The sequence below is a fragment of the Pseudomonas sp. NPDC089407 genome (assembly GCF_044900445.1).
Taxonomy (GTDB): domain Bacteria; phylum Pseudomonadota; class Gammaproteobacteria; order Pseudomonadales; family Pseudomonadaceae; genus Aquipseudomonas.
On record NZ_JBJDNB010000019.1, the window covers coordinates 46964 to 70219 of the forward strand.

The 23256-nt window shown below is 64.1% G+C and carries 20 protein-coding genes and 1 riboswitch; of the genes, 14 read left to right on the forward strand and 6 right to left on the reverse strand.

Features of this window, described 5'->3' with window-relative positions:
* Window positions 1–150 precede the first annotated feature (150 nt).
* On the reverse strand, window positions 151–483 hold the full coding sequence (locus ACI2KG_RS16160; RefSeq protein WP_054887895.1) for a multidrug efflux SMR transporter: 333 nt from the start codon (window positions 481–483) through the stop codon (window positions 151–153).
* Between the two features lie 87 nt (window positions 484–570).
* Here ACI2KG_RS16160 and ACI2KG_RS16165 point away from each other — a divergent pair, with 87 nt between their 5' ends.
* Window positions 571–1461: a LysR family transcriptional regulator gene (locus ACI2KG_RS16165; protein WP_404662540.1), complete on the forward strand. Its 891-nt coding sequence runs from the start codon at window positions 571–573 to the stop codon at window positions 1459–1461.
* 11 nt (window positions 1462–1472) lie between these two features.
* Window positions 1473–2744, forward strand: a complete 1272-nt coding sequence (gene waaA / locus ACI2KG_RS16170; protein ID WP_404662541.1) for a lipid IV(A) 3-deoxy-D-manno-octulosonic acid transferase — start codon at window positions 1473–1475, stop codon at window positions 2742–2744.
* Between the two features lie 153 nt (window positions 2745–2897).
* On the opposite strand, the gene ACI2KG_RS16175 is transcribed toward waaA, so the two are convergent.
* Window positions 2898–4331, reverse strand: a complete 1434-nt coding sequence (locus ACI2KG_RS16175; protein WP_404662542.1) for a TolC family outer membrane protein — start codon at window positions 4329–4331, stop codon at window positions 2898–2900.
* A gap of 160 nt (window positions 4332–4491) precedes the next feature.
* A riboswitch (TPP riboswitch) is annotated at window positions 4492–4598 on the forward strand.
* Between the two features lie 153 nt (window positions 4599–4751).
* Here ACI2KG_RS16175 and thiC point away from each other — a divergent pair.
* Window positions 4752–6632, forward strand: a complete 1881-nt coding sequence (thiC, locus tag ACI2KG_RS16180) for a phosphomethylpyrimidine synthase ThiC (protein WP_404662543.1) — start codon at window positions 4752–4754, stop codon at window positions 6630–6632.
* A 174-nt stretch (window positions 6633–6806) separates the two neighbouring features.
* The gene (cytX, locus tag ACI2KG_RS16185) at window positions 6807–8090 is read left to right on the forward strand and encodes a putative hydroxymethylpyrimidine transporter CytX (RefSeq protein ID WP_404662544.1); all 1284 of its coding nucleotides are present in this window, start codon (window positions 6807–6809) and stop codon (window positions 8088–8090) included.
* Here cytX and ACI2KG_RS16190 read toward each other — a convergent pair.
* Window positions 8059–8805 (reverse strand): RsiV family protein, encoded by a 747-nt coding sequence (locus tag ACI2KG_RS16190; protein WP_404662545.1) that lies wholly within the window; start codon window positions 8803–8805, stop codon window positions 8059–8061. The genes cytX and ACI2KG_RS16190 overlap by 32 nt on opposite strands.
* A gap of 196 nt (window positions 8806–9001) precedes the next feature.
* Here ACI2KG_RS16190 and ACI2KG_RS16195 point away from each other — a divergent pair, with 196 nt between their 5' ends.
* The 9 genes from ACI2KG_RS16195 to ACI2KG_RS16235 all read left to right on the forward strand — a co-directional run bounded on the left by ACI2KG_RS16195 (window position 9002) and on the right by ACI2KG_RS16235 (window position 18399).
* The gene (locus ACI2KG_RS16195) at window positions 9002–9619 is read left to right on the forward strand and encodes an NUDIX domain-containing protein (RefSeq protein WP_404662546.1); all 618 of its coding nucleotides are present in this window, start codon (window positions 9002–9004) and stop codon (window positions 9617–9619) included.
* Window positions 9610–10062 carry a DUF1249 domain-containing protein gene (locus tag ACI2KG_RS16200; protein WP_025752404.1) on the forward strand — a complete coding sequence of 151 codons (453 nt, stop codon included), beginning with the start codon at window positions 9610–9612 and terminating at the stop codon, window positions 10060–10062. Before ACI2KG_RS16195 ends, ACI2KG_RS16200 begins: the two co-directional genes overlap by 10 nt.
* A 13-nt stretch (window positions 10063–10075) precedes the next feature.
* Window positions 10076–10876: a 3',5'-cyclic-AMP phosphodiesterase gene (cpdA, locus tag ACI2KG_RS16205; protein WP_404662547.1), complete on the forward strand. Its 801-nt coding sequence runs from the start codon at window positions 10076–10078 to the stop codon at window positions 10874–10876.
* Between the two features lie 324 nt (window positions 10877–11200).
* On the forward strand, window positions 11201–11809 hold the full coding sequence (locus tag ACI2KG_RS16210) for a YqiA/YcfP family alpha/beta fold hydrolase (RefSeq protein ID WP_404662548.1): 609 nt from the start codon (window positions 11201–11203) through the stop codon (window positions 11807–11809).
* 35 nt (window positions 11810–11844) lie between these two features.
* Window positions 11845–13749 carry a DNA topoisomerase IV subunit B gene (parE, locus tag ACI2KG_RS16215; RefSeq protein ID WP_400612152.1) on the forward strand — a complete coding sequence of 635 codons (1905 nt, stop codon included), beginning with the start codon at window positions 11845–11847 and terminating at the stop codon, window positions 13747–13749.
* Window positions 13746–14732, forward strand: coding sequence for an esterase-like activity of phytase family protein (locus tag ACI2KG_RS16220; protein ID WP_404662549.1), 987 nt, complete (start codon window positions 13746–13748; stop codon window positions 14730–14732). Before parE ends, ACI2KG_RS16220 begins: the two co-directional genes overlap by 4 nt.
* On the forward strand, window positions 14729–15247 hold the full coding sequence (locus ACI2KG_RS16225; RefSeq protein WP_404662550.1) for a TIGR02281 family clan AA aspartic protease: 519 nt from the start codon (window positions 14729–14731) through the stop codon (window positions 15245–15247). The genes ACI2KG_RS16220 and ACI2KG_RS16225 overlap by 4 nt, the downstream gene beginning before the upstream one ends.
* A gap of 10 nt (window positions 15248–15257) precedes the next feature.
* The gene (gene parC, locus ACI2KG_RS16230) at window positions 15258–17516 is read left to right on the forward strand and encodes a DNA topoisomerase IV subunit A (RefSeq protein ID WP_404662551.1); all 2259 of its coding nucleotides are present in this window, start codon (window positions 15258–15260) and stop codon (window positions 17514–17516) included.
* A 172-nt stretch (window positions 17517–17688) separates the two neighbouring features.
* Window positions 17689–18399, forward strand: a complete 711-nt coding sequence (locus tag ACI2KG_RS16235; RefSeq protein WP_400612144.1) for a membrane integrity-associated transporter subunit PqiC — start codon at window positions 17689–17691, stop codon at window positions 18397–18399.
* Window positions 18400–18612: 213 nt separating this feature from the next.
* Here the strand turns inward: ACI2KG_RS16235 and ACI2KG_RS16240 are convergent, their stop codons facing one another.
* The gene (locus ACI2KG_RS16240; RefSeq protein WP_404662552.1) at window positions 18613–20073 is read right to left on the reverse strand and encodes a histidine kinase; all 1461 of its coding nucleotides are present in this window, start codon (window positions 20071–20073) and stop codon (window positions 18613–18615) included.
* A gap of 134 nt (window positions 20074–20207) precedes the next feature.
* On the opposite strand from ACI2KG_RS16240, the gene serB reads away from it, so the two are divergent.
* Window positions 20208–21422, forward strand: coding sequence for a phosphoserine phosphatase SerB (gene serB / locus ACI2KG_RS16245; RefSeq protein ID WP_404662553.1), 1215 nt, complete (start codon window positions 20208–20210; stop codon window positions 21420–21422).
* A gap of 132 nt (window positions 21423–21554) precedes the next feature.
* On the opposite strand, the gene asd is transcribed toward serB, so the two are convergent.
* Window positions 21555–22418, reverse strand: a complete 864-nt coding sequence (gene asd / locus ACI2KG_RS16250) for an archaetidylserine decarboxylase (RefSeq protein WP_404662554.1) — start codon at window positions 22416–22418, stop codon at window positions 21555–21557.
* 9 nt (window positions 22419–22427) lie between these two features.
* Complete coding sequence (locus ACI2KG_RS16255; RefSeq protein WP_404662555.1) at window positions 22428–23237, reverse strand: rhodanese-like domain-containing protein; 810 nt, start codon at window positions 23235–23237, stop codon at window positions 22428–22430.
* Between the last annotated feature and the right edge of the window lie 19 nt (window positions 23238–23256).

Below are 23256 nucleotides of genomic sequence, written 5' to 3' on the forward strand. Positions count from 1 at the left end.
CGAAGACTGGGACAGCTGGCAAGTATACAGCCTATCCCTGTGAGGGCCCTATCGCCGGCAAGCCAGCTCCCACAGGTATTGCACAAGGCTCAAGGCCAGTGGAACACCTGTGGGAGCTGGCTTGCCGGCGATAGGTCCTCATGGCCAACCTCAATGCCCAGCCGTCTTCGAAAACAGCTGAATCACCACCACCCCACCCACAATCATCGCCATCCCCAGCATCGCCGGCACATCCAGTTTCTGCCCGTAGACCACCAGCGCCGCCACGCTGATCAGCACAATTCCCAGCCCCGACCAGATGGCATAGGCAATCCCCACCGGAATGCTGCGCACCACCAGGGTCAGCATCCAGAACGCAATGCCATAACCCACCACCATCAACAGCAGCGGCAATGGCGTGCTCAGGCCTTTTACCGCTTTCATCGAGGCAGTGGCGATGACTTCGGCGCAGATGGCAATGGCGAGATAGGTATAGGCATTCATGGCGGGATCCTCCGGTTACTGGGCGGGCATTCTAGACCTAACCTGGATGGGGTAAAGTCATTACCTATCAATAGTGGAGATAGGCTGATGGCTGAGCAGTGGAACCTTGAACAACTGCGCACCTTCCTGCGGGTTGCAGAATTGCGCTCGTTCTCTGCCGTGGCCCGCGAGCAGCGCAAGGCGCAGTCGGCGATCAGCAGCGCCATTGCCCTGCTGGAAGCCGACCTGGGCGTTACCCTGTTCGAGCGCAGCAGTGGCCGGCAGCCGAAACTGACCGAAAACGGTAGCGCGCTGCTGGAGGATGCCCGTGAACTGTTGCGCCAGTGCGAACGCCTGGATGGCCGCGCGCTGGCGTTGATGCGCGGGCAGGAAGCTTTGTTACGGGTGGCCCAGGACGAAGCCATGCCCTACCAGCCGGTCATCGACAGCCTTGACGAGTTGGCCAGCCGCTACCCGTACCTGGAGGTGCAACTGGCCAGTGGTGCCCAGGGCGATGTCGCGCGCAAGCTGGTCGAGCGGCGCGCCGACCTGGGCCTGTTTTTTCACCACGAAAGTATGCCGGCATCGCTGGAACGGCGAGCCCTGGGCAGTGTGGAAATGGTCACGGTGTGCGCAATTGGCCACCCGTTGGCGGCTGAAGGCCGGGTTACCCGGCAGCAACTGGCACGCCACCGGCAATTGTTGATCACGCCACAGCAAAGTGGCTATCCCGGGGGCGAAGCTGCCAGCCCGCAGGTATGGCGTGCCGACAGTTTCTACGCCATGGCCGAACTGCTGATGCGCGGCCTGGGCTGGGCCTGGTTGCCACGCCACGTGGTGCAGTACCCGACCTATCAGGCGCACATGGTCGAACTGGACAGCGAATGGCGCCCGCCTGCGCTGGTAGCGGAGCTGGCCTGGCGCCGCGATGAGCCCCTGGGCCCAGCCGCGCAATGGTTGGCCGAGCGCTTTGCGGTGCACCTGCGCGCGATCGGGTAAACTCCGCTGCCATGAACAGAACCCTCTACACCTTGCTGTTTCACCTGGGCCTGCCGCTGGTCGCGCTGCGCCTGTACCTGCGCGCGCGCAAGGCGCCGGCCTATGGCCAGCGCATCGCCGAGCGTTTTGCCTTCAAGCTGCCGGCCATGCGCCAGGGCGGGATCTGGGTGCATGCCGTATCGGTGGGCGAAAGCATCGCCGCTGCACCGATGGTGCGTGCCTTGCTCAAGGTCTACCCGGAACTGCCGATCACGCTCACCTGCATGACGCCCACCGGTTCCGAGCGCATTCGCGCGTTGTTCGCCGACGAACCGCGCGTGCAGCACTGCTACCTGCCCTACGACCTGCCTTGGGCGGCGGGGCGTTTTCTCGACCATGTGCAGCCGAAGCTGGGCATCATCATGGAAACCGAGTTGTGGCCCAACCACATTCATCAGTGTGCCCGGCGCTGCATTCCGGTAGCGCTGGCCAACGCGCGTTTGTCTGCGCGCTCGGCCCGTGGCTATGGGCGCTTTGCCAGGCTGACCCGGCCGATGCTGGCCGAGATGCGCCTGATTGCCGTGCAGACCGAAACCGAGGCCCAGCGCTTTCGCGACCTGGGCGCACGGCCTGAATGCGTGCAGGTGACCGGCTCGATCAAGTTCGACCTGAAAATCGACGAGCAGTTGCTGCCGCGTGCCCGGTTGTTGCGCGGGCAATGGGGGGCAGTGCAGCGCCCCGTGTGGATTGCCGCCAGTACCCATGAGGGTGAGGACGCGCTGATTCTGCAGGCGCACCAACAGCTGTTGCGGGTGCATGGCGATGCCTTGCTGATCCTGGTGCCGCGCCACCCTGAGCGGTTCAATGCGGTGCATGCGCTGTGCAGCGAACAGTTCAACACCGTGCGCCGTTCTGCCGGGCTACCGGTCGATGCGCAGACGCGGGTTTTGTTGGGCGATACGATGGGCGAACTGCTGTTCCTCTATGCCCTGGCTGACATCGCCTTTGTCGGCGGCAGCCTGGTGGCGACCGGCGGGCACAACCCGCTGGAGCCGGCAGCACTGGCCTTGCCAGTGCTGATGGGGCCGCACGTGTTCAACTTCCTCGAAATCAGCGCGATGTTGCGCGAGGCGGGGGCGTTGCAGCAGGTGGACGATGCTGAGGGGTTGGCCGAGGCGGTGCGCCGCCTGGTCGAGCTGCCGCAGGATGCCCAGCGCATGGGCGAGGCGGGCAGGGCGGTGATGCAGGCCAATCAGGGTGCTTTGCAGCGCTTGCTCGATGGGCTGGCCAGGCTCATGCGCTGAGTTCTGTGTTGGGCTTTCTGGCCTCATCGCCGGCAAGCCAGCTCCCACAGGTATTGCACAAGTCTTACAGGCCAGTGGAGAACCTGTGGGAGCTGGCTTGCCGGCGATGAGGCCATCAAAGGCAACCCAGCCTTTGAACACTGCACCCCTATCTCAAGGGCGGCGCTCGAAGTTCTTGGCCGCCGCCGCTGCCAGGTCCGGCGGCAGGAAGTCCTTGTCCGGGTTGTAGTCCGGTTTCAGGTAGCGCTTGAGGTCCTGCAGGTCTTGCGGGCTCAGCGTACCGGCGGCCTGCTTCAGGCTCAGGTTATCGAGGATGTAGTCGTAGCGGCTGTTGTTGTAGTCGCGCACCGAGGTGTACAGCTGGCGCTGGGCATCGAGCACGTCGACGATGTTGCGGGTACCCACCTGGTAGCCGATTTCGGTGGCTTCCAGTGCGCTCTGGTTGGAGATGATCGACTGCTTGCGCGCCTGCACCTGCTCCACATCGGTGTTCACTGCACGGTGCAGGTTGCGGGTGTTTTCCACCACCTGGCGGCGCAGGCTTTCACGCTGCTGCTCGCTTTGGCTCAGGCGCTGGTAGGCTTCGCGTACCTGCGAACTGGTCAGGCCGCCGCTGTAGATCGGGATGTTCAGTTGCAGGCCGACGCTGGTCTGCTCGACATCACCGCCATAGCGCTGACCCAAGGGCGAAGGGTTGCTGAAACCGAGGCTGTCGTTGTCGCCTTTCTGGTACTTGGCCACCGCATCCACGGTCGGTGCATGGCCCGCCTTGCGCTGGCGCAACGTCTCTTCGGCGGCGGAAACCGCATAGTTGGTGGCCAGCAGGTTGAGGTTCTGGCGCCCGGCAGTTTCGACCCAGGCCTTGGCGTCGTTGGGCGTAGGGACCAGCACCGGCAAGGTGTGGACCACGCCCTGAATCGAGCTGTACTCGCGGTTGGTCAGGGTTACCAGGGCCTCGAAGGCATCCTGTACCTGGCGTTCGGCGATGATCCGGTTGGCCCGGGCGGTGTCATAGCTGGCCTGGGATTGCAGCACATCGGTCTTGTCGGAAAGGCCCACGTCGAAACGTTCGTTGGACTGGTCGAGCTGGCGCTTGAAGGCCGCTTCCTCGGCCTTGGTCGCGGCCAGGTTGTCCTGCGCCCGCAGCACGGCGAAGTAGTTCTGCGCGGTTTGCAGTATCAGGTTCTGTTCGGTTGCCGACAGTTCAAGTGCCGCCTGTTCATTGACCGCCTCGGCAGCCTGCAACTGAAACCAGCGGTCTGCGCGGAAAATCGGCTGCGCCAGGGTCGCACTCCAGGAATTGCCGCTGCGGTTGGAGGTGATGGACGGCTCATCCAGCTTGGTGCGCGTGTTCATCATTTCGGCACCCGCCGACAGATTAGGCAGCAACCCGGCCCGGGCCTGCGGTACCACTTCGCGACGGGCGCCGTAATCGGCACGCGCTGCCGCCAGGTCAGCGTTGTTGTCGACCGCTTCCTGGTAGACGCTGACCAGGTCGGTCTTGACTGTTTGGGGCACGTCCGCTGCCCATACCACTCCGTTGGACGCACAAGACACGGCTATCGCCAGTGAGAGTTTGCGCAGCATAGAGGCAATCCTTGTACGAAATTTAATTACTGAACTGTTGAGTATCCAGCGATGCGCCAGTGTAGTGCCATGCGCCCCCGGCAACAATCGCCGGGTGTGCCTTTCATCATCCACGCATTTACCCGCTTGGCTTTGCCGACCACTCCAGTCTAGACTGCGCGTGTTCTTGTCGGGGTGCCTTGAAGCAAAGGCTGAGATCGCAGAGGTGCGGATCCCGTTGAACCTGATCAGGTTAGCGCCTGCGTAGGGAACAAGATTGCTCACCTTCCCGGGGAGCCTCTTGTGCCAGGTCCGGGATTGTCACAGCTGCATGCAGCTTCAGGCACCCCTATCCGGCACTGCACTCATCAATGGGTGCGTCCGCGCCATTCAGGTTCACCCCGACATTCCACTGCTAGGAAGCCGTCTGGAGAGCCTGTGATGACCAAACAAGAAAAAGCGATCAACCTCAGCGAATCGGCACAAGTCGATCAGCAGTCCGTGCAACCGTTCCGCCGTTCGCGCAAGATCTACGTCGAAGGCTCGCGCCCGGACATTCGCGTACCCATGCGCGAAATCAGCCTGGACGATACCCCGACCGACTTTGGTGGCGAAACCAACGCCCCGGTACTGGTCTACGACACGTCCGGCCCGTACACCGACCCTGATGTGATCATCGACGTGCGCAAGGGCCTGGGCGATGTGCGCTCGGCCTGGATCGAAGCCCGCGGTGACACCGAGCGCCTCGACGGCCTGAGCTCGGACTTTGGCCAGCAGCGCCTGAACGATGCCGAACTGGCCAAGCTGCGCTTTGCCCACGTGCGCAACCCGCGCCGCGCCAAGCCCGGCGCCAACGTCTCGCAGATGCACTATGCCCGCCAGGGCATCATCACTGCCGAGATGGAGTACGTGGCCATCCGCGAAAACATGAAGCTGCAGGAGGCCCGTGCTGTTGGCCTGCTGAACGAGCAGCACGCCGGCCACAGCTTTGGCGCCAACATCCCGAAAGAAATCACCCCCGAGTTCGTGCGCGAGGAAGTCGCCCGCGGCCGCGCGATCATCCCAGCCAACATCAACCACCCGGAAGTGGAGCCGATGATCATCGGGCGCAACTTCCTGGTGAAGATCAACGGCAACATCGGCAACAGCGCCCTGGGTTCCTCGATCGAGGAAGAGGTGGCCAAGCTGACCTGGGGCATCCGCTGGGGTTCGGACACGGTCATGGACCTGTCCACCGGCAAGCACATTCACGAAACCCGCGAGTGGATCATCCGCAACTCGCCGGTGCCGATCGGTACCGTGCCGATCTACCAGGCCCTGGAAAAGGTCAACGGCGTGGCCGAAGACCTGACCTGGGAGCTGTTCCGCGACACCCTGATCGAGCAGGCCGAGCAGGGCGTGGACTATTTCACCATCCACGCCGGTGTGCTGCTGCGCTATGTGCCGCTGACCGCCAAGCGCGTTACCGGTATCGTCAGCCGGGGTGGCTCGATCATGGCCAAGTGGTGCCTGGCGCACCACAAGGAAAACTTCCTGTACACCCACTTCGACGAAATCTGCGAAATCATGAAGGCGTACGACGTCAGCTTCTCGCTGGGTGACGGCCTGCGCCCTGGCTCGATCGCCGACGCCAACGACGCTGCGCAGTTCGGTGAGCTGGAAACCCTCGGCGAGTTGACCAAGATTGCCTGGAAGCACGACGTACAGTGCATGATCGAAGGCCCTGGCCACGTGCCGATGCAGCTGATCAAGGAGAACATGGACAAGCAGCTGGAGTGCTGCGATGAGGCGCCGTTCTACACCCTCGGCCCGCTGACCACCGACATCGCCCCTGGCTACGACCACATAACCTCGGGCATTGGTGCGGCGATGATCGGCTGGTTCGGTTGCGCCATGCTCTGCTACGTCACGCCCAAGGAACACCTGGGCCTGCCGAACAAGGACGACGTCAAGACCGGCATCATCACCTACAAGATCGCCGCGCATGCGGCCGACCTTGCCAAAGGCCACCCGGGCGCGCAGATCCGCGACAACGCCTTGTCCAAGGCGCGTTTCGAGTTCCGCTGGGAAGACCAGTTCAACCTTGGCCTGGACCCGGACACCGCGCGGGCCTACCACGACGAAACCCTGCCGAAGGAATCGGCCAAGGTCGCGCACTTCTGCTCGATGTGCGGGCCGAAGTTCTGCTCGATGAAGATCACCCAGGAAGTGCGTGAGTACGCCGCCAAGATCGAGGCCGTGGACGTTACGGTCGAAACAGGCATGCGCGAGCAGGCCGAGCGGTTCCGCCAGGAAGGCAGCCAGCTGTACCACAAGGTCTAAATCGCGACACTGCCCCCTGTAGGAGCGGCCTTGCGTCGCGATGGGCCGCGAAGCGGCCCCGGCAAATTCAGCTGCGAAGCTGAGACCCGGGGCCGCTTTGCGGCCCTTTCGCGACACAAGGCCGCTCCTACAGCGACCGCGTCCATTCAAATACTTTGCCGAGTATCAACAAGCATGACCACCCCCAGCCAATTCTCCCCCGACCACCCGGTCCCCACCCACCAGCGCATCTTCGGCGCCCGCGACCTGTTCTCGCTGTGGTTCTCCCTCGGCATCGGCCTGATGGTGCTGCAGGTCGGCACCATGCTCGCGCCAGGCCTGGGCCTGGCCGGCGCAGTGCTGGCCATTGCCCTGGGCACCGGTGTCGGGGTTCTATTGCTGGGCGCCGCCGGGGTCATCGGCAGCGACACTGGCTTGTCGGCCATGGGCACTCTGAGACTCAGCCTGGGCAGCCATGGCGCGCGCTTGCCGGCGCTGCTCAACCTGCTGCAATTGGTGGGCTGGGGCGCGTTCGAGATCATTGTCATGCGCGATGCCGCCAGCCTGCTGGGCGCGCGCGCCTTTGGTGAGGACAGTGCCTGGAACAGCCCGATGCTGTGGACCCTGTGCTTTGGTGCCCTGGCGACGTTGCTGGCGGTGAGCGGGCCTCTGGCGTTCGTGCGCAAGGTGCTGCGCGCCTGGGGTATCTGGTTGCTGCTGGGCGCCTGCGTCTGGCTGACCTGGAACTTGTTCGCCAAGGCTGACCTGGCTGACCTGTGGAACCGCGCCGGGGACGGCTCGATGTCGCTGGCGGTAGGCTTTGACATCGTCATTGCCATGCCGTTGTCGTGGTTGCCGTTGATCGCCGACTACTCGCGTTTCGCCCGTAATGGCAAGCATGTGTTCGGCGGTACAGTACTGGGCTACTTCATCGGCAACACCTGGTTGATGAGCCTGGGCGTGGCCTACACGCTGGCCTTCGCCGCCAGCGGTGAAGTCAATGCGCTGTTGCTGGCCCTGGCTGGCGCCGGCATGGGTATCCCGCTGCTGCTGATTCTGCTCGACGAGTCGGAAAAGGCCTTCGCCGATATCCACTCGGCGGCGGTTTCCACCGGTGTGCTGCTGCCGTTGAAAGTCGAGCAGCTGGCGCTGGCCATCGGCGTACTGTGCACCTTGATCGCCTTGCTGGCGCCGCTGGCCCAGTACGAGAACTTCCTGCTGCTGATCGGTTCGGTGTTTGCGCCGCTGTTCGGCGTAGTGCTGATGGACCACTACGTAATCCGTCGCCGCCGCCTCCCGGCACAGGTCGATGGCGTGCACTGGCAGGCCCTGCTGGCCTGGTTTGCCGGGGTGGCGGCCTACCACCTGATTGCCGCCAACGCACCGGAGCTGGGTGCCACCCTGCCAGCGTTGCTGCTGGCAGGTGTGCTGCATGCCTTGCTAAGCCTCAGCCGCGGCCGGGAAACAGTTCAGGCTTGAGTACGCCATTCAGGCGCGGGTAGGGGATCTTCAGTTCCACGTGGCCCATGGAGTAGGGCGCAATGGCATAGACCTCATACTTGACCACCACCGCGCCGTACGTCAGGGCGACGTGCGGCGACTTCTTGAACGGCCAGGTCTTGACGAACTCGGCGTCCTTGTCCATACCCACACTCATCAGCCAGGCGCGGTGCGATTCTTCGACGGTTTTCCAGAAGGTCTCTTCCTGGCCAGGCACCAGCATGTCCTGCAGGGTCAGCACCTTGTCCAGCTTGCGCGAATAGTTGATGAAGCCACGCCCTGGCATGCCGTGGGCGCCGCCACTGTCGAGGTAGCTGGACAGCTCGATGATCACCAGCCCGTCATGCTGCTCGCGTACCTTGGCTTGCAGGTAGCTGCTGTTACGTTTGTCGGCCGTGGCCAGGTATTGCTGTTCGTAGGCCTGCAGGGTGCTCGGTGCGGTGCCATGCTGATTATCTTCGGTCAGTTGCAGCAAGCACTTTTCGACGATGCCGTCGAGCTTGGGCAGGTCCGGGAAGTGCACCATGTCGATGTTTACCAAGGGGCAGTCGCTTTCGCTGCAGCCGGGTTTGACATGCTCCCAGGCGTCGCGCTTGACCTCGAGCGGGGCCCGGTAGTTGGGCGTGAACAGGCTCTGGCAGGCACCTAGAGCGAGTGCCAGCACGGCCACGGAAGTCAGTTTGACAAGTGTCATGATGATCCTTGCAGAACAGGGAAAAGTCGGCCTTTGACCGTCTGCGCGGCCTTCAGTTCGCCACTAAGCTAACAGAGAGCAGGCGCGCTGTCCCGAGTGGGCGAACGGTTACCGGAAAGGGGTGAAACGCGCTAGCGTGCAGAGTAGGATGGCGCGATGCAGTAATTGTGCGGTTGATGTAGCAACGAGGATTTTCATGTCAGACACGTTGAATTCGGTGCCAAGGGCGGTCGAGATCGTCAAGCGGGCCAATTGCTTCCAGGGCTTCTACAAGCTCGACAGGGTGCACCTGCGCCACGAGTTGTTCGCCGGGGGGATGGGCCGCGAGATCAGCCGTGAACTGTTCGTGCGCCACGATGCCGTGTGCGTGTTGCCCTATGACCCGTTGCGCGACGAAGTGGTGCTGATCGAGCAGTTCCGCGTCGGGGCCATGGGCAAGGCCGACAACCCTTGGTTGATCGAAATGGTTGCCGGGCTGATCGACAAGGATGAGCAACCGGAAGAAGTTGCTCATCGCGAAGCCGAAGAAGAAGCCGGCCTGACCTTCAGCGCCCTGTGGCCGATGACCCGTTACTTCCCGTCGCCCGGCGGCAGTGACGAATACGTTCACCTGTTCCTTGGGCGTTGCAGCAGCGAGGGTGCCGGCGGCCTGCACGGCTTGGAAGAAGAAGGCGAAGACATTCGCGTGCGCGTGTGGTCGTTCGAGGATGCCTTGCAGGCGGTGCGCGATGGGCGCGTCTGCAACGCGGCGACCATCATTGGCCTGCAATGGCTGGCGCTGAACCGTGACGAAGTACGAGGTATGTGGAAGTGAACCTGCTGCGCGAGCGCTATCGAGTTGACCTGGTCGGGCTGCAAGCAGCCTGCGAGGCCAACTACGCCCGGCTGATGCGCCTGTTACCCGACATGCGCACCACCCAGAGCTCGCGCCGCATCGGCATGACCCAGGGCGACCAGATGCTCGGCGTGCTGGTGCTGGACGTGGTGCTGGCCTGCCCGTACACCACCACCTTGCATGTGCGCCAGGAGCACAGCCTGCCGTGGCTGCCGGTGCCGCACCTGGAAGTGCAGGTGTACCACGATGCGCGCATGGCTGAAGTGGTCAGCGCCGAACACACCCGCCGCCTGCGCAGCATCTACCCGTACCCGAACAAGGCCATGCACCAGCCGGACGAAAAAGCCCAGCTCAACCTGTTCCTCGGTGAATGGCTGAGCCACTGCCTGGCCTGCGGTCACGAACTGGCCAGCGTTCGCTGAAAGGAGACGGCCGTTGCCACACTCGGAACCATCGCGCCCCGTGCATGTGGTGCAACTGACCGATGCCCACCTGTTCGCGGACCCGGCCGGCAGCATGCTCGGCCTCAATACGCGCAACAGCCTGCGTCATGTGGTGGCCCAGGTGCGGCGCGAGCAACCGCGGGTCGACCTGCTGTTATGCACTGGCGACCTGTCCCAGGATGCCAGTGTTGCCTCTTATGAAGCGTTCCGTGAGCTGACTGCGCCGTTTGCCGTGCCGACTCGCTGGTTGCCGGGCAACCACGATGAGGCCCAGGTGATGGCACAGGTTGCGCCGGAGCTGGTGCAGGCGGTGACCGACATTGGCGGGTGGCGCATCGTCATGCTCGACACGGCCGTGCACGGTGCGACCCATGGCTTTCTGAAGAATGACCAGCTGGCAGTGTTGGAAGCAGCACTGAAAGGTGCGGGCGAACGGCATTGTCTGGTGTGTTTCCACCATCAGCCGGTGGACATCGGCTGCGCCTGGATCGCGCCGATTGGTTTGCGCAATGCCCAGGCGCTGTTCGATATCGTCGAAGGTTATCCACAGGTGCGGGCGCTGCTGTGGGGGCATGTGCATCAGGAATGGGATGAACTGCGTGATGGCTGGCGTTTGCTGGCTACGCCATCGACCTGCATCCAGTTCGCGGCGCGTAGCGAGGACTTTCAGGTGAGCGAAGAGCAGCCGGGCTACCGCTGGCTTCGCCTGCATGCCGACGGGCGGCTGGAGACCGGCGTAGAGCGGGCGCTGGACTTTGAAGTGAAGCTCGACTTCGATAGCCCGGGGTATTGAAGAATCTGGGGCTGCTGCGCAGCCCATCGCAGGCAAGCCAGCTCCCACACCGACCGCGTCGAACTCAAGCCTTGAGCATCCCTGTGGCAGCTGTCTTGTTCAGGCAGCGTAAGGAAGTCGTTGCCAAAGGAATGCATAGGTCCTGAGGGCGACGCGGTCAGTGTGGGGGCTGGCTTGCCTGCGATGGGGCGCGCAGCGGCCCCGGCTTTCTTGAGGAAATTGTTGCGAAACCCGTGACGTTGCGTCAAAACCCGGCGAACGCGCTACACTGCGCGTCCCTGCGCCCGCATCATCAGGCGCGAAGCCACAGATTCCGGGGGCAGCATGTCGGGTTCCATCCTCTATATCCACGGCTTCAACAGCTCGCCGCTTTCAACCAAGGCGCGCCAACTCGAAGCCGTCATGCAGCAGCTCGGCCTTACCGAGCAGTTGCGCGTACCCGCCTTGCACCACCACCCGCGCCAGGCCATCACCCAGCTCGAGGCTGCCATCGCCCAGCTCGGTGCGCCATTACTGGTGGGCAGTTCGCTCGGCGGCTACTATGCCACCTATCTGGCCGAGCGCCATGGTCTCAAGGCCTTGCTGGTCAACCCGGCGGTAACTCCGCACAAGCATTTTGATGGCTACCTGGGTACCCAGCGCAACCACTACACCGGTGAAACCTGGGAGCTGACCCACGATCACGTGCAGGCCCTGGCCGAGCTGGAAGTAGCGGCCCCGGCAGATGCCAGCCGCTATCAAGTGTGGCTGCAAACCGCCGATGAAACCCTGGACTATCGCCACGCCGAGCGCTATTACCGCGCATGCGCCCTGCGTATCCAGGCCGGTGGCGACCACAGCTTCCAGGGCTTTGCCGAGCGCCTGCCGGCCCTGCTGGCCTTCGCAGGCATTGCCCGTGGGCAGTATGCGGCGCTCGATTTTTCTGTATTTTGACTTTTTTGCACTCACCAGACTGACGACGAGACCCTATGGCCAATCCCAGCGCTAGCGCCTATAACGCAGACGCCATCGAAGTCCTCTCGGGCCTTGACCCGGTCCGCAAGCGGCCGGGCATGTACACCGATACCAGCCGCCCCAACCACCTGGCCCAGGAAGTCATCGACAACAGTGTCGACGAAGCCCTGGCCGGCCATGCCCGTTCGGTACAGGTCATCCTGCATGCCGACCACTCGCTGGAAGTCAGCGACGACGGCCGCGGGATGCCGGTGGACATCCACCCTGAAGAGGGCGTGTCCGGGGTCGAGCTGATCCTTACCAAGCTGCACGCCGGTGGCAAGTTCTCCAACAAGAACTACCAGTTCTCCGGCGGCCTGCACGGCGTCGGCATTTCGGTGGTCAATGCCCTGTCGACCCAGGTGCGCGTGCGCGTCAAGCGTGACGGCAACGAATACCAGATGACTTTCGCCGATGGTTTCAAGGCCAGCGAGCTGGAAGTGGTCGGCTCGGTCGGCAAGCGCAACACCGGCACCAGCGTGTACTTCAGCCCCGACCCGAAATACTTCGACTCGGCCAAGTTTTCCATCAGCCGCCTCAAGCACGTGCTCAAGGCCAAGGCGGTCCTGTGCCCGGGGCTGCTGGTCAGCTTCGAGGACAAGGCCAGCGGCGAGAAGGTCGAATGGCATTACGAAGATGGCCTGCGCTCCTACCTGGTCGATGCCGTAAGCGAGTTCCAGCGCCTGCCGGATGAGCCGTTCTGCGGCAGCCTGGCGGGTAACAAGGAAGCCGCAGACTGGGCATTGTTGTGGCTGCCTGAAGGTGGCGACAGCGTTCAGGAAAGCTACGTCAACCTGATCCCCACCGCACAGGGCGGTACGCATGTAAACGGTTTGCGCCAAGGCCTGCTCGATGCCATGCGCGAGTTCTGCGAGTTCCGCAACCTGCTGCCGCGTGGCGTGAAGCTGGCGCCGGAGGATATCTGGGAGCGCATTTCCTTCGTCCTCTCGATGAAAATGCAGGAGCCGCAATTCTCTGGGCAGACCAAAGAGCGCCTCTCCTCGCGCGAGGCGGCGGCGTTCGTCTCCGGCGTGGTCAAGGATGCCTTCAGCCTGTGGCTCAACGCCCACCCCGAGCTGGGCATGCAACTGGCCGAGCTGGCCATCAGCAACGCCGGCCGCCGCCTCAAGGCCAGCAAGAAGGTCGAGCGCAAGCGCATCACCCAAGGCCCGGCACTGCCCGGCAAGCTGGCCGACTGCGCCGGCCAGGACCCGATGCGTGCCGAGCTGTTCCTGGTCGAGGGTGACTCGGCCGGTGGTTCGGCCAAGCAGGCGCGGGACAAGGAATTCCAGGCCATCCTGCCGCTGCGCGGCAAGATCCTCAACACCTGGGAAGTGGACGGCGGCGAAGTGCTCGCCAGCCAGGAAGTGCACAACATTGCCGTGGCCATCGGTGTCGACCCGGGTGCTACCGACCTGACGCAACTGCGTTACGGCAAGATCTGCATCCTCGCCGACGCCGACTCCGACGGCCTGCACATCGCCACGCTGCTGTGCGCGCTGTTCGTCCAGCACTTCCGCGCGCTGGTCGAGGCCGGGCATGTGTACGTGGCCATGCCACCGCTGTACCGCATCGACCTGGGCAAGGAAATCTACTACGCCCTCGACGAAGCCGAGCGTGATGGCATCCTCGACCGCCTGGTAGCCGAGAAGAAACGCGGCAAGCCGCAGGTGACCCGCTTCAAGGGGCTGGGCGAAATGAACCCGCCGCAGCTGCGCGAAACCACCATGGACCCGAACACCCGGCGCCTGGTGCAGCTGACCCTGGACGACGTCGAGGCGACGTGCGAGCTGATGGACAAGCTGCTGGCCAAGAAACGTGCCGGTGACCGCAAGAGCTGGCTGGAAACCAAAGGCAACCTGGCCGAGGTCATGGTTTGATTCGTCAGCTCCTGGCGGCCTGCCTGGCGCTGGTTGCCCTGCCAAGCCTGGCGGGCAACTGGCCGGAGCTGAAGATGAGTGCCGAACACCCGATCGACGGCATGCGCGGCGGCAACCTGTCTGGCCTTGCGCAGTGCCGGGGCGCGCTGTGGGGCGTGTCCGACCGCGACGACGACCGCATCTATCGCTTCGACCAGCAGAACGCCACCTGGCGCGCCCAGCCGCTTACCTTCAGCCCGCCACCGGTGCCGGAAAGCGGCCTGCCGTGGGGGCTGAAGTCGCGCAACTGGGCAGCGTCGTACATTCGCGGTGGCGAACTGGATTTCGAGGGCATCACCTGTGACCAGGCGGGCAACCTGTACCTGGTCAGCGAAGCCCATGCCGCGGTGCTGCAACTGCCGCTGGACGGCGAGCCGTACTGGCTGAAGATCGACCCGGCCATGGTGCGCCAGGCCCGGGCCAGCGGCATGCTGCTGAACTTCAACGCCCTGTTCGAAGGCCTGGCGATCAACCCGGCGGGTGACCGCCTGTGGCTGGCCGCCGAGCGCGAGCGCCGTGGCCTGGTGGCCATCGAGCGCCAGCAGTCGGTATGGACCTGCGGGCGCAGTTGCGTGCTGTTGAGCGAGGCCGGGGTCGAGATGCAACCGGCGCAAATGCCCGATGCCCGGGCTTTGTCGCGTGACTTCGCCGACCTGACCTGGTTCGAGGGCAAGCTGTTTACCCTGGAACGCAACGCCTACCGGGTATGCCGGCGTGACGCCGACAGCGGCACGGTCGAGCGTTGCTGGTCGTTCGCTGCCGATGCGCTGGTCGAGTCACGCCGCTACGCGCAGCCGTTTGGCCTGGCCGAAGCGCTGGTGATCGATGCCAAGGGCGCGTGGATCGGCCTGGACAACAACAACGGCGCCCGTGCCGATGGCGAAACCCGGCCGATCGTCTGGCGCTTCGACGCGCCGCAAGGCGGCTGGAGCGCCAAGCCATGAGCCAGGCGCCGGGCAAGCGTGCGGGCAGGGTGCTGATGGTCCTCGCCTGGGCCGCGGCGCTATTCCTGGCCACGCGCTTTTTCGGCCAGTGGGAAGACAGCCAGCGCAACCCCAATAGCCAGGTGCAGTCCGCGCATGGCGAGGGTTTTGTCGAAGTGCGCCTGCTGGGCAATGGCCAGGGCCATTTCGTGGTTGATGGCGCGATCAATGGCCAGGTGGTGCATTTCATGCTCGACACCGGTGCCACCGACGTGGCGATCCCCGGGGGAGTGGCCCGCGATCTGAACCTGGAGCGAGGCAGCCCGGTGCTGCTGAGCACCGCCAACGGTCGCACCGAAGGCTACCGCACGCGCCTGGCCAGCCTGCAACTGGGCGATATCCGCCTGCAGGGTGTACGCGCCATCGTCGTGCCGGGCCTGGACGGGCCCACCGTATTACTGGGCATGAGTGCCCTGCAACAACTTGAATTTACCCAGCGTGGCGGCACTATGCTGCTGCGCCAGAACCTGAAATGACGAGGCCCGCATGAGCGACTCACTGGAACTCAGCCTGGACGGCGTAGAACGCCGCTCGCTGGCTGACTTCACCGAACAGGCCTACCTCAACTACTCCATGTACGTGATCATGGACCGCGCCCTGCCGCACATCGGCGATGGCCTGAAGCCGGTGCAGCGCCGCATCGTCTACGCCATGAGCGAGTTGGGGCTCGATGCCGATGCCAAGCACAAGAAGTCGGCGCGTACCGTCGGTGACGTGCTCGGCAAGTTCCACCCCCACGGCGACTCGGCCTGCTACGAGGCCATGGTGCTGATGGCGCAGCCGTTCAGCTACCGCTACACCCTGGTCGACGGCCAGGGCAACTGGGGTGCGCCGGACGATCCGAAGTCGTTCGCCGCCATGCGTTACACTGAGGCGCGGCTGTCACGCTACGCCGAAGTGCTGCTCAGCGAGGTTGGCCAGGGTACCGTCGACTGGGTACCGAACTTTGACGGCACCTTGCAGGAACCGGCCGTGTTGCCGGCGCGCCTGCCCAACATCCTGCTCAACGGCACCACCGGTATCGCCGTGGGCATGGCCACCGACGTACCGCCACACAACCTGCGTGAAGTAGCCAGCGCCTGCGTGCGCCTGCTCGACGAGCCCAAGGCCACCATCGAGCAGTTGTGCGAGCACATTCAAGGCCCGGATTACCCGACCGAGGCCGAGATCGTTACGCCGCGGGCTGAAATCCTCAAGATGTACGAAAGCGGCCGCGGCTCGATCCGCATGCGCGCCGTGTACCGCGTCGAGGATGGCGACATCGTGGTTACCGCGTTGCCACACCAGGTCTCCGGGGCCAAGGTGCTGGAGCAGATCGCGGCGCAAATGCAGGCCAAGAAGCTGCCGATGGTGGCCGACCTGCGCGACGAGTCGGACCATGAGAACCCGTGCCGCATCGTGATCATCCCGCGCTCCAACCGCGTGGATGCCGACGAACTGATGCAGCACCTGTTCGCCACCACCGACCTGGAAAGCAGCTACCGGGTCAACGTCAACATCATCGGCCTCGACGGCCGGCCGCAGCTGAAGAACCTGCGCACGATCCTGGTGGAGTGGCTGGAGTTCCGCACCAACACCGTTCGTCGCCGGCTGCAGCACCGCCTGGACAAGGTCGAGAAGCGCCTGCACCTGTTGGACGGTTTGCTCACCGCGTTCCTCAACCTGGATGAAGTGATCCACATCATCCGCACCGAGGAACACCCCAAGCAGGCGCTGATCGCGCGCTTCGACCTGACCGAAATCCAGGCCGACTACATCCTCGAGACCCGCCTGCGGCAACTGGCGCGCCTGGAAGAGATGAAGATCCGTGGCGAGCAGGACGAGCTGCTCAAGGAGCAGGCCAAGCTGCAGGCGCTGCTGGGTAGCGAGGCCAAGCTGCGCAAGCTGGTGCGCAGCGAGCTGATCAAGGATGCCGAAACCTATGGCGACGACCGCCGCTCGCCAATCGTCGAGCGCGCCGAAGCCAAGGCCCTTTCGGAAAACGAGCTGATGCCGACCGAGCCGGTTACTGTGGTGCTGTCGGAAAAAGGCTGGATACGCTGTGCCAAGGGCCACGACATTGACGCGACCGGCCTGTCGTACAAGGCAGGCGACGGCTTCAAGGCCGCTGCGGCCGGGCGTTCCAACCAGTTTGCCGTGCTGATCGACTCGACCGGGCGCAGCTACTCGCTTGCCGCCCACAGCCTGCCTTCGGCGCGTGGCCAGGGTGAGCCGCTGACGGGGCGCCTGACGCCTCCGCCTGGGGCCACCTTCGATTGTGTGCTGCTGCCCGAGGACGATGCGCTGTACGTGGTGGCTTCGGATGCCGGCTACGGCTTCGTGGTCAAGGGTGAAGACCTGCAGGCCAAGAACAAGGCCGGCAAGGGCTTGCTCAGCCTGCCCAACGGCGCCAAGGTCATGACCCCGCGCCCGGTGGCCAACCGTGAGCAGGACTGGCTGGCGGCCGTCACCACCGAAGGCCGACTGCTGGTGTTCAAGGTCAGCGACTTGCCACAGCTGGGTAAAGGCAAGGGCAACAAGATCATCGGTGTGCCGGGCGACCGGGTGGCCAGCCGTGAAGAATATGTTACCGATCTGGCAGTCATTCCCGAGGGCGCGACCCTTGTTTTGCAGGCTGGCAAGCGTACCCTGTCTTTGAAGGCGGACGATCTGGAGCATTACAAGGGCGAGCGCGGACGGCGCGGTAGCAAGCTGCCACGCGGCTTCCAGCGTGTCGATAGCTTGCAGGTGGAAGTGCCGGCGTAACCGGTAGAAATGTCTGGAACGGCAATTTCAGCGCCGTTCCGGGCAGAAACACTGGAGTCGGACGGTTATTTCGCGGATGATATGGCCCTTGCGGTGCCGGCGTGGCCGTGTGCCCGTTTGAATTTTTATGTATCACTGCGGTGTGCCTGTAGGCGACCGCCTGGATGGGATGATGAAATTTCTGCGCCTTCCATTTGCGCTGTTGATGACTGGCCTGCTGGGCCTTGGCGGGTGCACCATGCATCAGCCGGTCGCCTTGTACCAGCTCGACAGCGGTGATCCTGGCCAGCCTTCGCAGAGTGCGGGCATGGCCGTGGTGCTCGGCCCGGTCTCGGTGGCCGATTACCTGCAGCGCGAGACGTTCCTGCAACGTCAGGCCGATGGCAGCCTGAGCGCGGCGACCGACGGTCGTTGGGCGGGTAGCCTTTCGTCGGACATTGACCAGCTGCTGGTGCGTCAATTGGCGTGGCGCCTGGACAGCCAGCGTGTGGTACTGGCCCCGGCAACCACCGGTTTCAGCCCGGACGTGCAAGTGCTGCTGTCTATCACTCGCCTGGACTCGGGCAAGGACCAGCCAGCCATCCTGGATGCCCAGTGGCGCTTGCTGGACCGCCGCGGCCGTGTGCGGGACAATCGTATCGTTCACCTCGAGCAGCCGCACGAGGGCAGCGAGTCGTCACAGGTTCAGGCTCAGGGCCAATTGCTGCAGAAACTGGCCGAACAGCTGAGCACTGCGGTGAAGCCGCTGGCCAACCAGCCGGCAATTGCCGAGGAGTCGCCTAAAAAGCCTGCTGCGCCGGTACAGGTGAAGAAGGCACCGGAGAAGTCCAAGATCCCGATGGCCTCGCCGATTCGTACCGACATGGAAGTTTATCGGTTCTGATCGAACCGCCACAAAAAAGCCCGCATCGTTGCGGGCTTTTTTGCATCTGCAATAAGCCAGTCTGAAGCCTGGCACGGTCTCTGTAGGAGCGGCCTTGCGTCGCGATGGGCTGCGCAGCAGCCCCAAAGATATGTGCCGCAGCAATGAACCCTGGGGCTGCTGCCGCAGCACATCGCGACACAAGGCCGCTCCTACAGGGGCAGCGTATGCCTGTCAGGCCCGGCGCTCGTGCATTCGCGCCAACTGGCGCTCCAGCATCGACGGATACGGCTCCATCAAGCGCTCCACACAGCAAGCACCCTCCGGGCTGGCAATCGGGCGAATGCGCGCGCGCTGGCGAATCAGCGCGTCATCGCTGATCTGCCGCTCCACCAGCAACAGGTTGCGGCTGTGTTGCGACAGCGCCAGGGCATCCTGGGCCTTCTCGGCCATCAGCAGGTCGACCAGTTCCAGCCCATGCAGGTCGTTGCCCAGCACCAGGCCCAGTTGCAGCTGCAAGGTGATGCCGCTGTCGGCGACTTCGATCTGCAGGGCATGGCCCAGGGCTCGCAACAACTCACCGCAGCAAATGGCGTTGGTCAGGTAGTCCTCGCCACACTCGCGGCTGTGGAACAGCACGAGCGTGCTGCCGTCGTTGAGCGTGTGTGTTTCGCCGTCGTAAAGCGAGGCCGCGTGCTCCAGGCAGTCGCGGTAACGCTCGGTCAGCTCGGCCAGGCGCGTGCGCGGCAGGCGGCGCAGCTGCTCCTGCGAGCCCAGTTGTACGGCAAGGATGGCGCTGTATTGCGGTTCGTCGGGCTCGGCCACGGCGGCGGCTTTCGGGGCGCTGTCGTCGTCCAGCAGGCCGGCGAAGGCTTCGTCGTCATGCTCGTCTTCCAGCGCGGCCACCTTGGCACGCGGCGCGGCCTTGGCGGCCGGGGCGGCTTCGTGCAAGTCGTCGAATGGCGCGTCGCCGTCTTCCTCGGGCTCCGGTTCCGGTGGCGGCGGTGGTGCCAGGCGTGCATGCAGCTGGCGGGCAATGTCGCCGATCTCGTCCTGGCGGTCGGTGGCCGGGGTGTAGTACTGCGGGTCGCGCAGCCATACCCGCAGTTGCAGCAGCGGCAGGGTGATATAGCGGCCCTGACGCAAGCTGAGGGCCAAGGCCAGCGCCAGCAGGATGGCGGCGAGGATGCCCATGCTCTGCAGGCTGATCAGCATTGGCTGCTGGAACTGGCTCATGTCCAGGCTGATGCGCAATTGCCCGGCGGTCACGTCCTGGAAGGTGATCTTGGTCTGGTACAGGCCTTCAGCCTCGCCCAGCAGGCTGTTGCGCGGCCGCTGGCCAGCCTCGGCGAGGATGCGGTTGTCCACGCTGTAGATCGCCGCATGGGCCACCAGCGGGTTTTTCACCAGGTTGCCCAGCAGCACGTTGAGGCTGAGGATGTCGTTGGACACCAGCAGCTCGGTCGCCGAGGTGGCGGTCTGGGTGGTCAGGCTCTGCCCCAGGGCATCGGCCTGCTCGTGCATGGCCTGCTTGAACTGCAGGCCCATCACACAGGCATAGATGACCAGTGCCAGCGCCACCAGGAAGATGTTGGTGCAGGCGATGCGCAGTGCCAGCGGCACGCGACGTTGACTCAGGGCACGATAGATCATCAGGAAGAAGTTGTCTGGTTTGACGGGCGTGGGCCGGTTCACTGAGCTCGGCTCTTAATGGCAAGAAAGTGGGGGGAGTATAGCGACCCGGGTTTTGTCGGCAAAGTATCGTTGGCGCCCGATGGTCATGGAAAATCGGTAGAATGCGCATTTTTCATCGAAGTCGGAGCCAGGTTGTGCGCGAAATCGTCCTGATCAACATCACCGGTGAGGACCGTCCCGGTCTCACTGCGGCTATCACCGGCGTCCTGCTGCAGGGCGGTGTGAGTATCCTCGACATTGGCCTGGCGGTCATGCACGGCACCTTGTCGTTCGGCATCCTGGTCGATATCCCGGACAACGAAGTGGCCACCGCGCTGCTGCAAAGCGTGCAGGCCAAGGCCCACGAACTGAACCTGCAGGCCCGTTATACGCCGATTTCCGAGGCAGACTACCATCACTGGGCTGATGGCCACGGCGAGGCGCGCCATATCGTCACCCTGCTGAGCCGCAAGATCACCCCTGAGCAACTGCAGCGGGTGAGTGCGGTGATCAGCCAGTATGGCCTGACCATCGAGCGTATCGAGCGGCTGTCGGCCCGGGTGGCGCTGGACGCCGAAATCGACAAGGGCAAGGCGGCGGTCGAGATCTCCGTGCGTGGCCTGCCAAGCGATGCCCAGGCGCTGCGTGCCGATTTCTTCGCCTTGGCTGAAGAACTGAGCGTGGACATTGCCTTCCAGAAGGACGACCTGTTCCGCCGCAACCGCCGCTTGGCGGTGTTCGACATGGACTCGACGCTGATCGAGGCCGAAGTCATCGACGAGCTGGCCAAGGCGGCTGGCGTGGGTGAGCAGGTGGCGGCGATCACCGAGCGTGCGATGCGTGGCGAGCTGGACTTCCGCGCCAGCTTCAAGGAGCGCATGGCGCTGCTCAAGGGCCTGGACGTAGGCGTGCTGGACCAGATCGGCGCCTCGCTGCGCCTGACCGAGGGCGCCGAAAACCTGTTCGCCGAACTCAAGCGCCTGGGTTACAAGACCGCGATCCTGTCGGGTGGCTTTACCTATTTTGCCCGCCAGGTGCAGGCGCGCCTGGGTATCGACTACGTGTTCGCCAACGAGCTGGAAGTGGTCGATGGCAAGGTGACCGGCGTGGCGGTAGAGCCGATCGTCGACGCCCAGCGCAAGGCCGAACTGTTGCAGAAGCTGGCCAGCGAAGAAGGCTTGCAGCTGGAACAGACCATTGCCGTAGGTGATGGTGCCAACGACCTGCCGATGCTGTCGCTGGCCGGCCTGGGTGTGGCGTTCCGTGCCAAGCCGCTGGTGCGTCAGTCGGCCAAGCAGGCGATTTCCACCCTGGGGCTGGATGGCGTGCTGTACCTGCTGGGCCTGCGTGACCGCGACGCGCGCGGCTGATTCGAGAATTCGGGGCTGCTTCGCAGCCCATCGCGACACAAGGCCGCTCCTACAGGAAATCGCATATCTCCTGTAGGAGCGGCCTTGTGTCGCGATTGGGCTGCAGAGCAGCCCCAAGGTTCTATCAGGCAATTAAACCTGCACAGGCGCCGCCAGCTGCTGCCCCATGCGCACCGCAGACCCGGCACCCAGGCTCTCGGCCCACTTCACCTGCTCCGGTCCGAACAGCACGATAGCCGTCGAACCCAGCTTGAAACGGCCCAGCTCGGCACCTTTCTCCAGGTGGATCGGCGTACGGCTGGCTTCGTCGTAACGGAAGGTCTTCAGCTCACGCTTGGGCGGCGTCACCAGGCCGGCCCACACGGTCTCGATCGAAGCAACGATCATCGCACCCACCAGCACCACGGCCATCGGCCCGCGCTCGGTATCAAACAGGCAGACCACGCGCTCGTTACGGGCGAACAGCTCGGGGACGTTCTCTGCAGTGGTCTGGTTGACCGAGAAAAGCCGGCCCGGCACGTAGACCATTTCACGCAGGGTACCGGCCAGCGGCATGTGCACGCGGTGGTAGTCCTTGGGCGACAGGTAGATGGTGGCGAATTCGCCGCCCATGAACGGCGCAGCCATGGCCGGGTCACCGCCCAGCAGTTCCTGCGCGCTGTAGCCGTGGCCTTTGGCCTGGAAGATGCGGCCGTGCTCGATCGGGCCGAGCTGGCTGACGGCACCGTCGGCGGGGCACAGGATGGCGCCCGGGGTTTCGTCCAGCGGGCGGGCACCTGGCTTCAGCGCGCGAGTGAAGAACGCGTTGAAGTGTTCATAGGCGCTCAGGTCTTCGACCAGTGCTTCGCTCATGTTCACCTGGTAGCGCTTGGCGAACCAGGCGGTGAAGGCATTCTTGAACCAGCGCACACGGCACTCGGCGACGCAGCCGGCCAGCCGCGACAGCAGGTGGTGCGGCAGCAGGTACTGGCTGATGATGAACAGACGGGATTTCATGCGGGTTCCTTAGACTTCTACAGGCGTGTCCGGGTGGTTGCCCCATTCGCTCCACGAGCCGGCGTAGGCCTTGACGCGTGGGTAGCCGAGGGCTTTGGCCACCAGGTAAGTGAAACCGGAGCGGCGATGGGTCTGGCAGTGGGTGATCACTTCCTTGTCGGGGGTGATGCCCAGTTTCTGCAGGACTTCGGCGATGTCCTGGCGAATGCGCAGGTGGTCGTTGAGGTCCATGCCGGCGGTCCACTCGAAGTTGACTGCGCCGGGGATGTGGCCGCCTTTGGCTGCCAGCACTTTCTCGCCGTTGAATTCCTGCGGGCCACGGGCGTCCCAGATGACCAGGTCATCGGCGCCCAGGCGGCTTTGCAGGTACTCGCGGGTGGCCGTGGGGGCGCTGTCGATGTGCAGGTGCACCGGGGCGCTGCCGCTGGCAGGAGCTTCGGTGGCCAGCTTGTCGGCCGGCCAGGCCTGGATGCCGCCATTGAGGTAGTGATAGTGCTTGTGGCCGATCACGTCGAGCAGCCAGATGAAGCGCCCGGCCCAGCCGCCCCCTTCATCGTCGTAGACCACGTACACAGCATCATCGCGGTGGCCGAGTTCGCTGAACAGTTTTTCCAGCTCGCCCAGGGCCGGCAGCAGGCCGGGGGCGGGTGGCTGGCCGAGCTGGGTACGCTTGCCTTCGACAAAGTGCGCGCCGGGGATATGCCCGCTGACATAGCGGTTGGCACTGCTCAGATCGACCAGGATCAGCTGCGGTGAATCCAGGCGTGGCAGCAGGTCTGCGGCTTCGATCACCAGCGGCAGGCCGGAAAAGTCAGTCATCCACGGTCTCCAGTGTGGA

What these genes read in the sequence shown, in the direction of transcription:
- parC (WP_404662551.1), top strand. Translation starts at nt 15,258, where the DNA reads ATGAGCGACTCACTGGAACTCAGCCTGGACGGCGTAGAACGCCGCTCG.
- ACI2KG_RS16210 (WP_404662548.1), top strand. Translation starts at nt 11,201, where the DNA reads ATGTCGGGTTCCATCCTCTATATCCACGGCTTCAACAGCTCGCCGCTT.
- ACI2KG_RS16160 (WP_054887895.1), bottom strand. Translation starts at nt 483, where the DNA reads ATGAATGCCTATACCTATCTCGCCATTGCCATCTGCGCCGAAGTCATC.
- waaA (WP_404662541.1), top strand. Translation starts at nt 1,473, where the DNA reads ATGAACAGAACCCTCTACACCTTGCTGTTTCACCTGGGCCTGCCGCTG.
- cytX (WP_404662544.1), top strand. Translation starts at nt 6,807, where the DNA reads ATGACCACCCCCAGCCAATTCTCCCCCGACCACCCGGTCCCCACCCAC.
- parE (WP_400612152.1), top strand. Translation starts at nt 11,845, where the DNA reads ATGGCCAATCCCAGCGCTAGCGCCTATAACGCAGACGCCATCGAAGTC.
- ACI2KG_RS16235 (WP_400612144.1), top strand. Translation starts at nt 17,689, where the DNA reads ATGAAATTTCTGCGCCTTCCATTTGCGCTGTTGATGACTGGCCTGCTG.
- ACI2KG_RS16165 (WP_404662540.1), top strand. Translation starts at nt 571, where the DNA reads ATGGCTGAGCAGTGGAACCTTGAACAACTGCGCACCTTCCTGCGGGTT.
- ACI2KG_RS16190 (WP_404662545.1), bottom strand. Translation starts at nt 8,805, where the DNA reads ATGACACTTGTCAAACTGACTTCCGTGGCCGTGCTGGCACTCGCTCTA.
- ACI2KG_RS16225 (WP_404662550.1), top strand. Translation starts at nt 14,729, where the DNA reads ATGAGCCAGGCGCCGGGCAAGCGTGCGGGCAGGGTGCTGATGGTCCTC.
- ACI2KG_RS16175 (WP_404662542.1), bottom strand. Translation starts at nt 4,331, where the DNA reads ATGCTGCGCAAACTCTCACTGGCGATAGCCGTGTCTTGTGCGTCCAAC.
- asd (WP_404662554.1), bottom strand. Translation starts at nt 22,418, where the DNA reads ATGAAATCCCGTCTGTTCATCATCAGCCAGTACCTGCTGCCGCACCAC.
- thiC (WP_404662543.1), top strand. Translation starts at nt 4,752, where the DNA reads ATGACCAAACAAGAAAAAGCGATCAACCTCAGCGAATCGGCACAAGTC.
- ACI2KG_RS16255 (WP_404662555.1), bottom strand. Translation starts at nt 23,237, where the DNA reads ATGACTGACTTTTCCGGCCTGCCGCTGGTGATCGAAGCCGCAGACCTG.
- ACI2KG_RS16195 (WP_404662546.1), top strand. Translation starts at nt 9,002, where the DNA reads ATGTCAGACACGTTGAATTCGGTGCCAAGGGCGGTCGAGATCGTCAAG.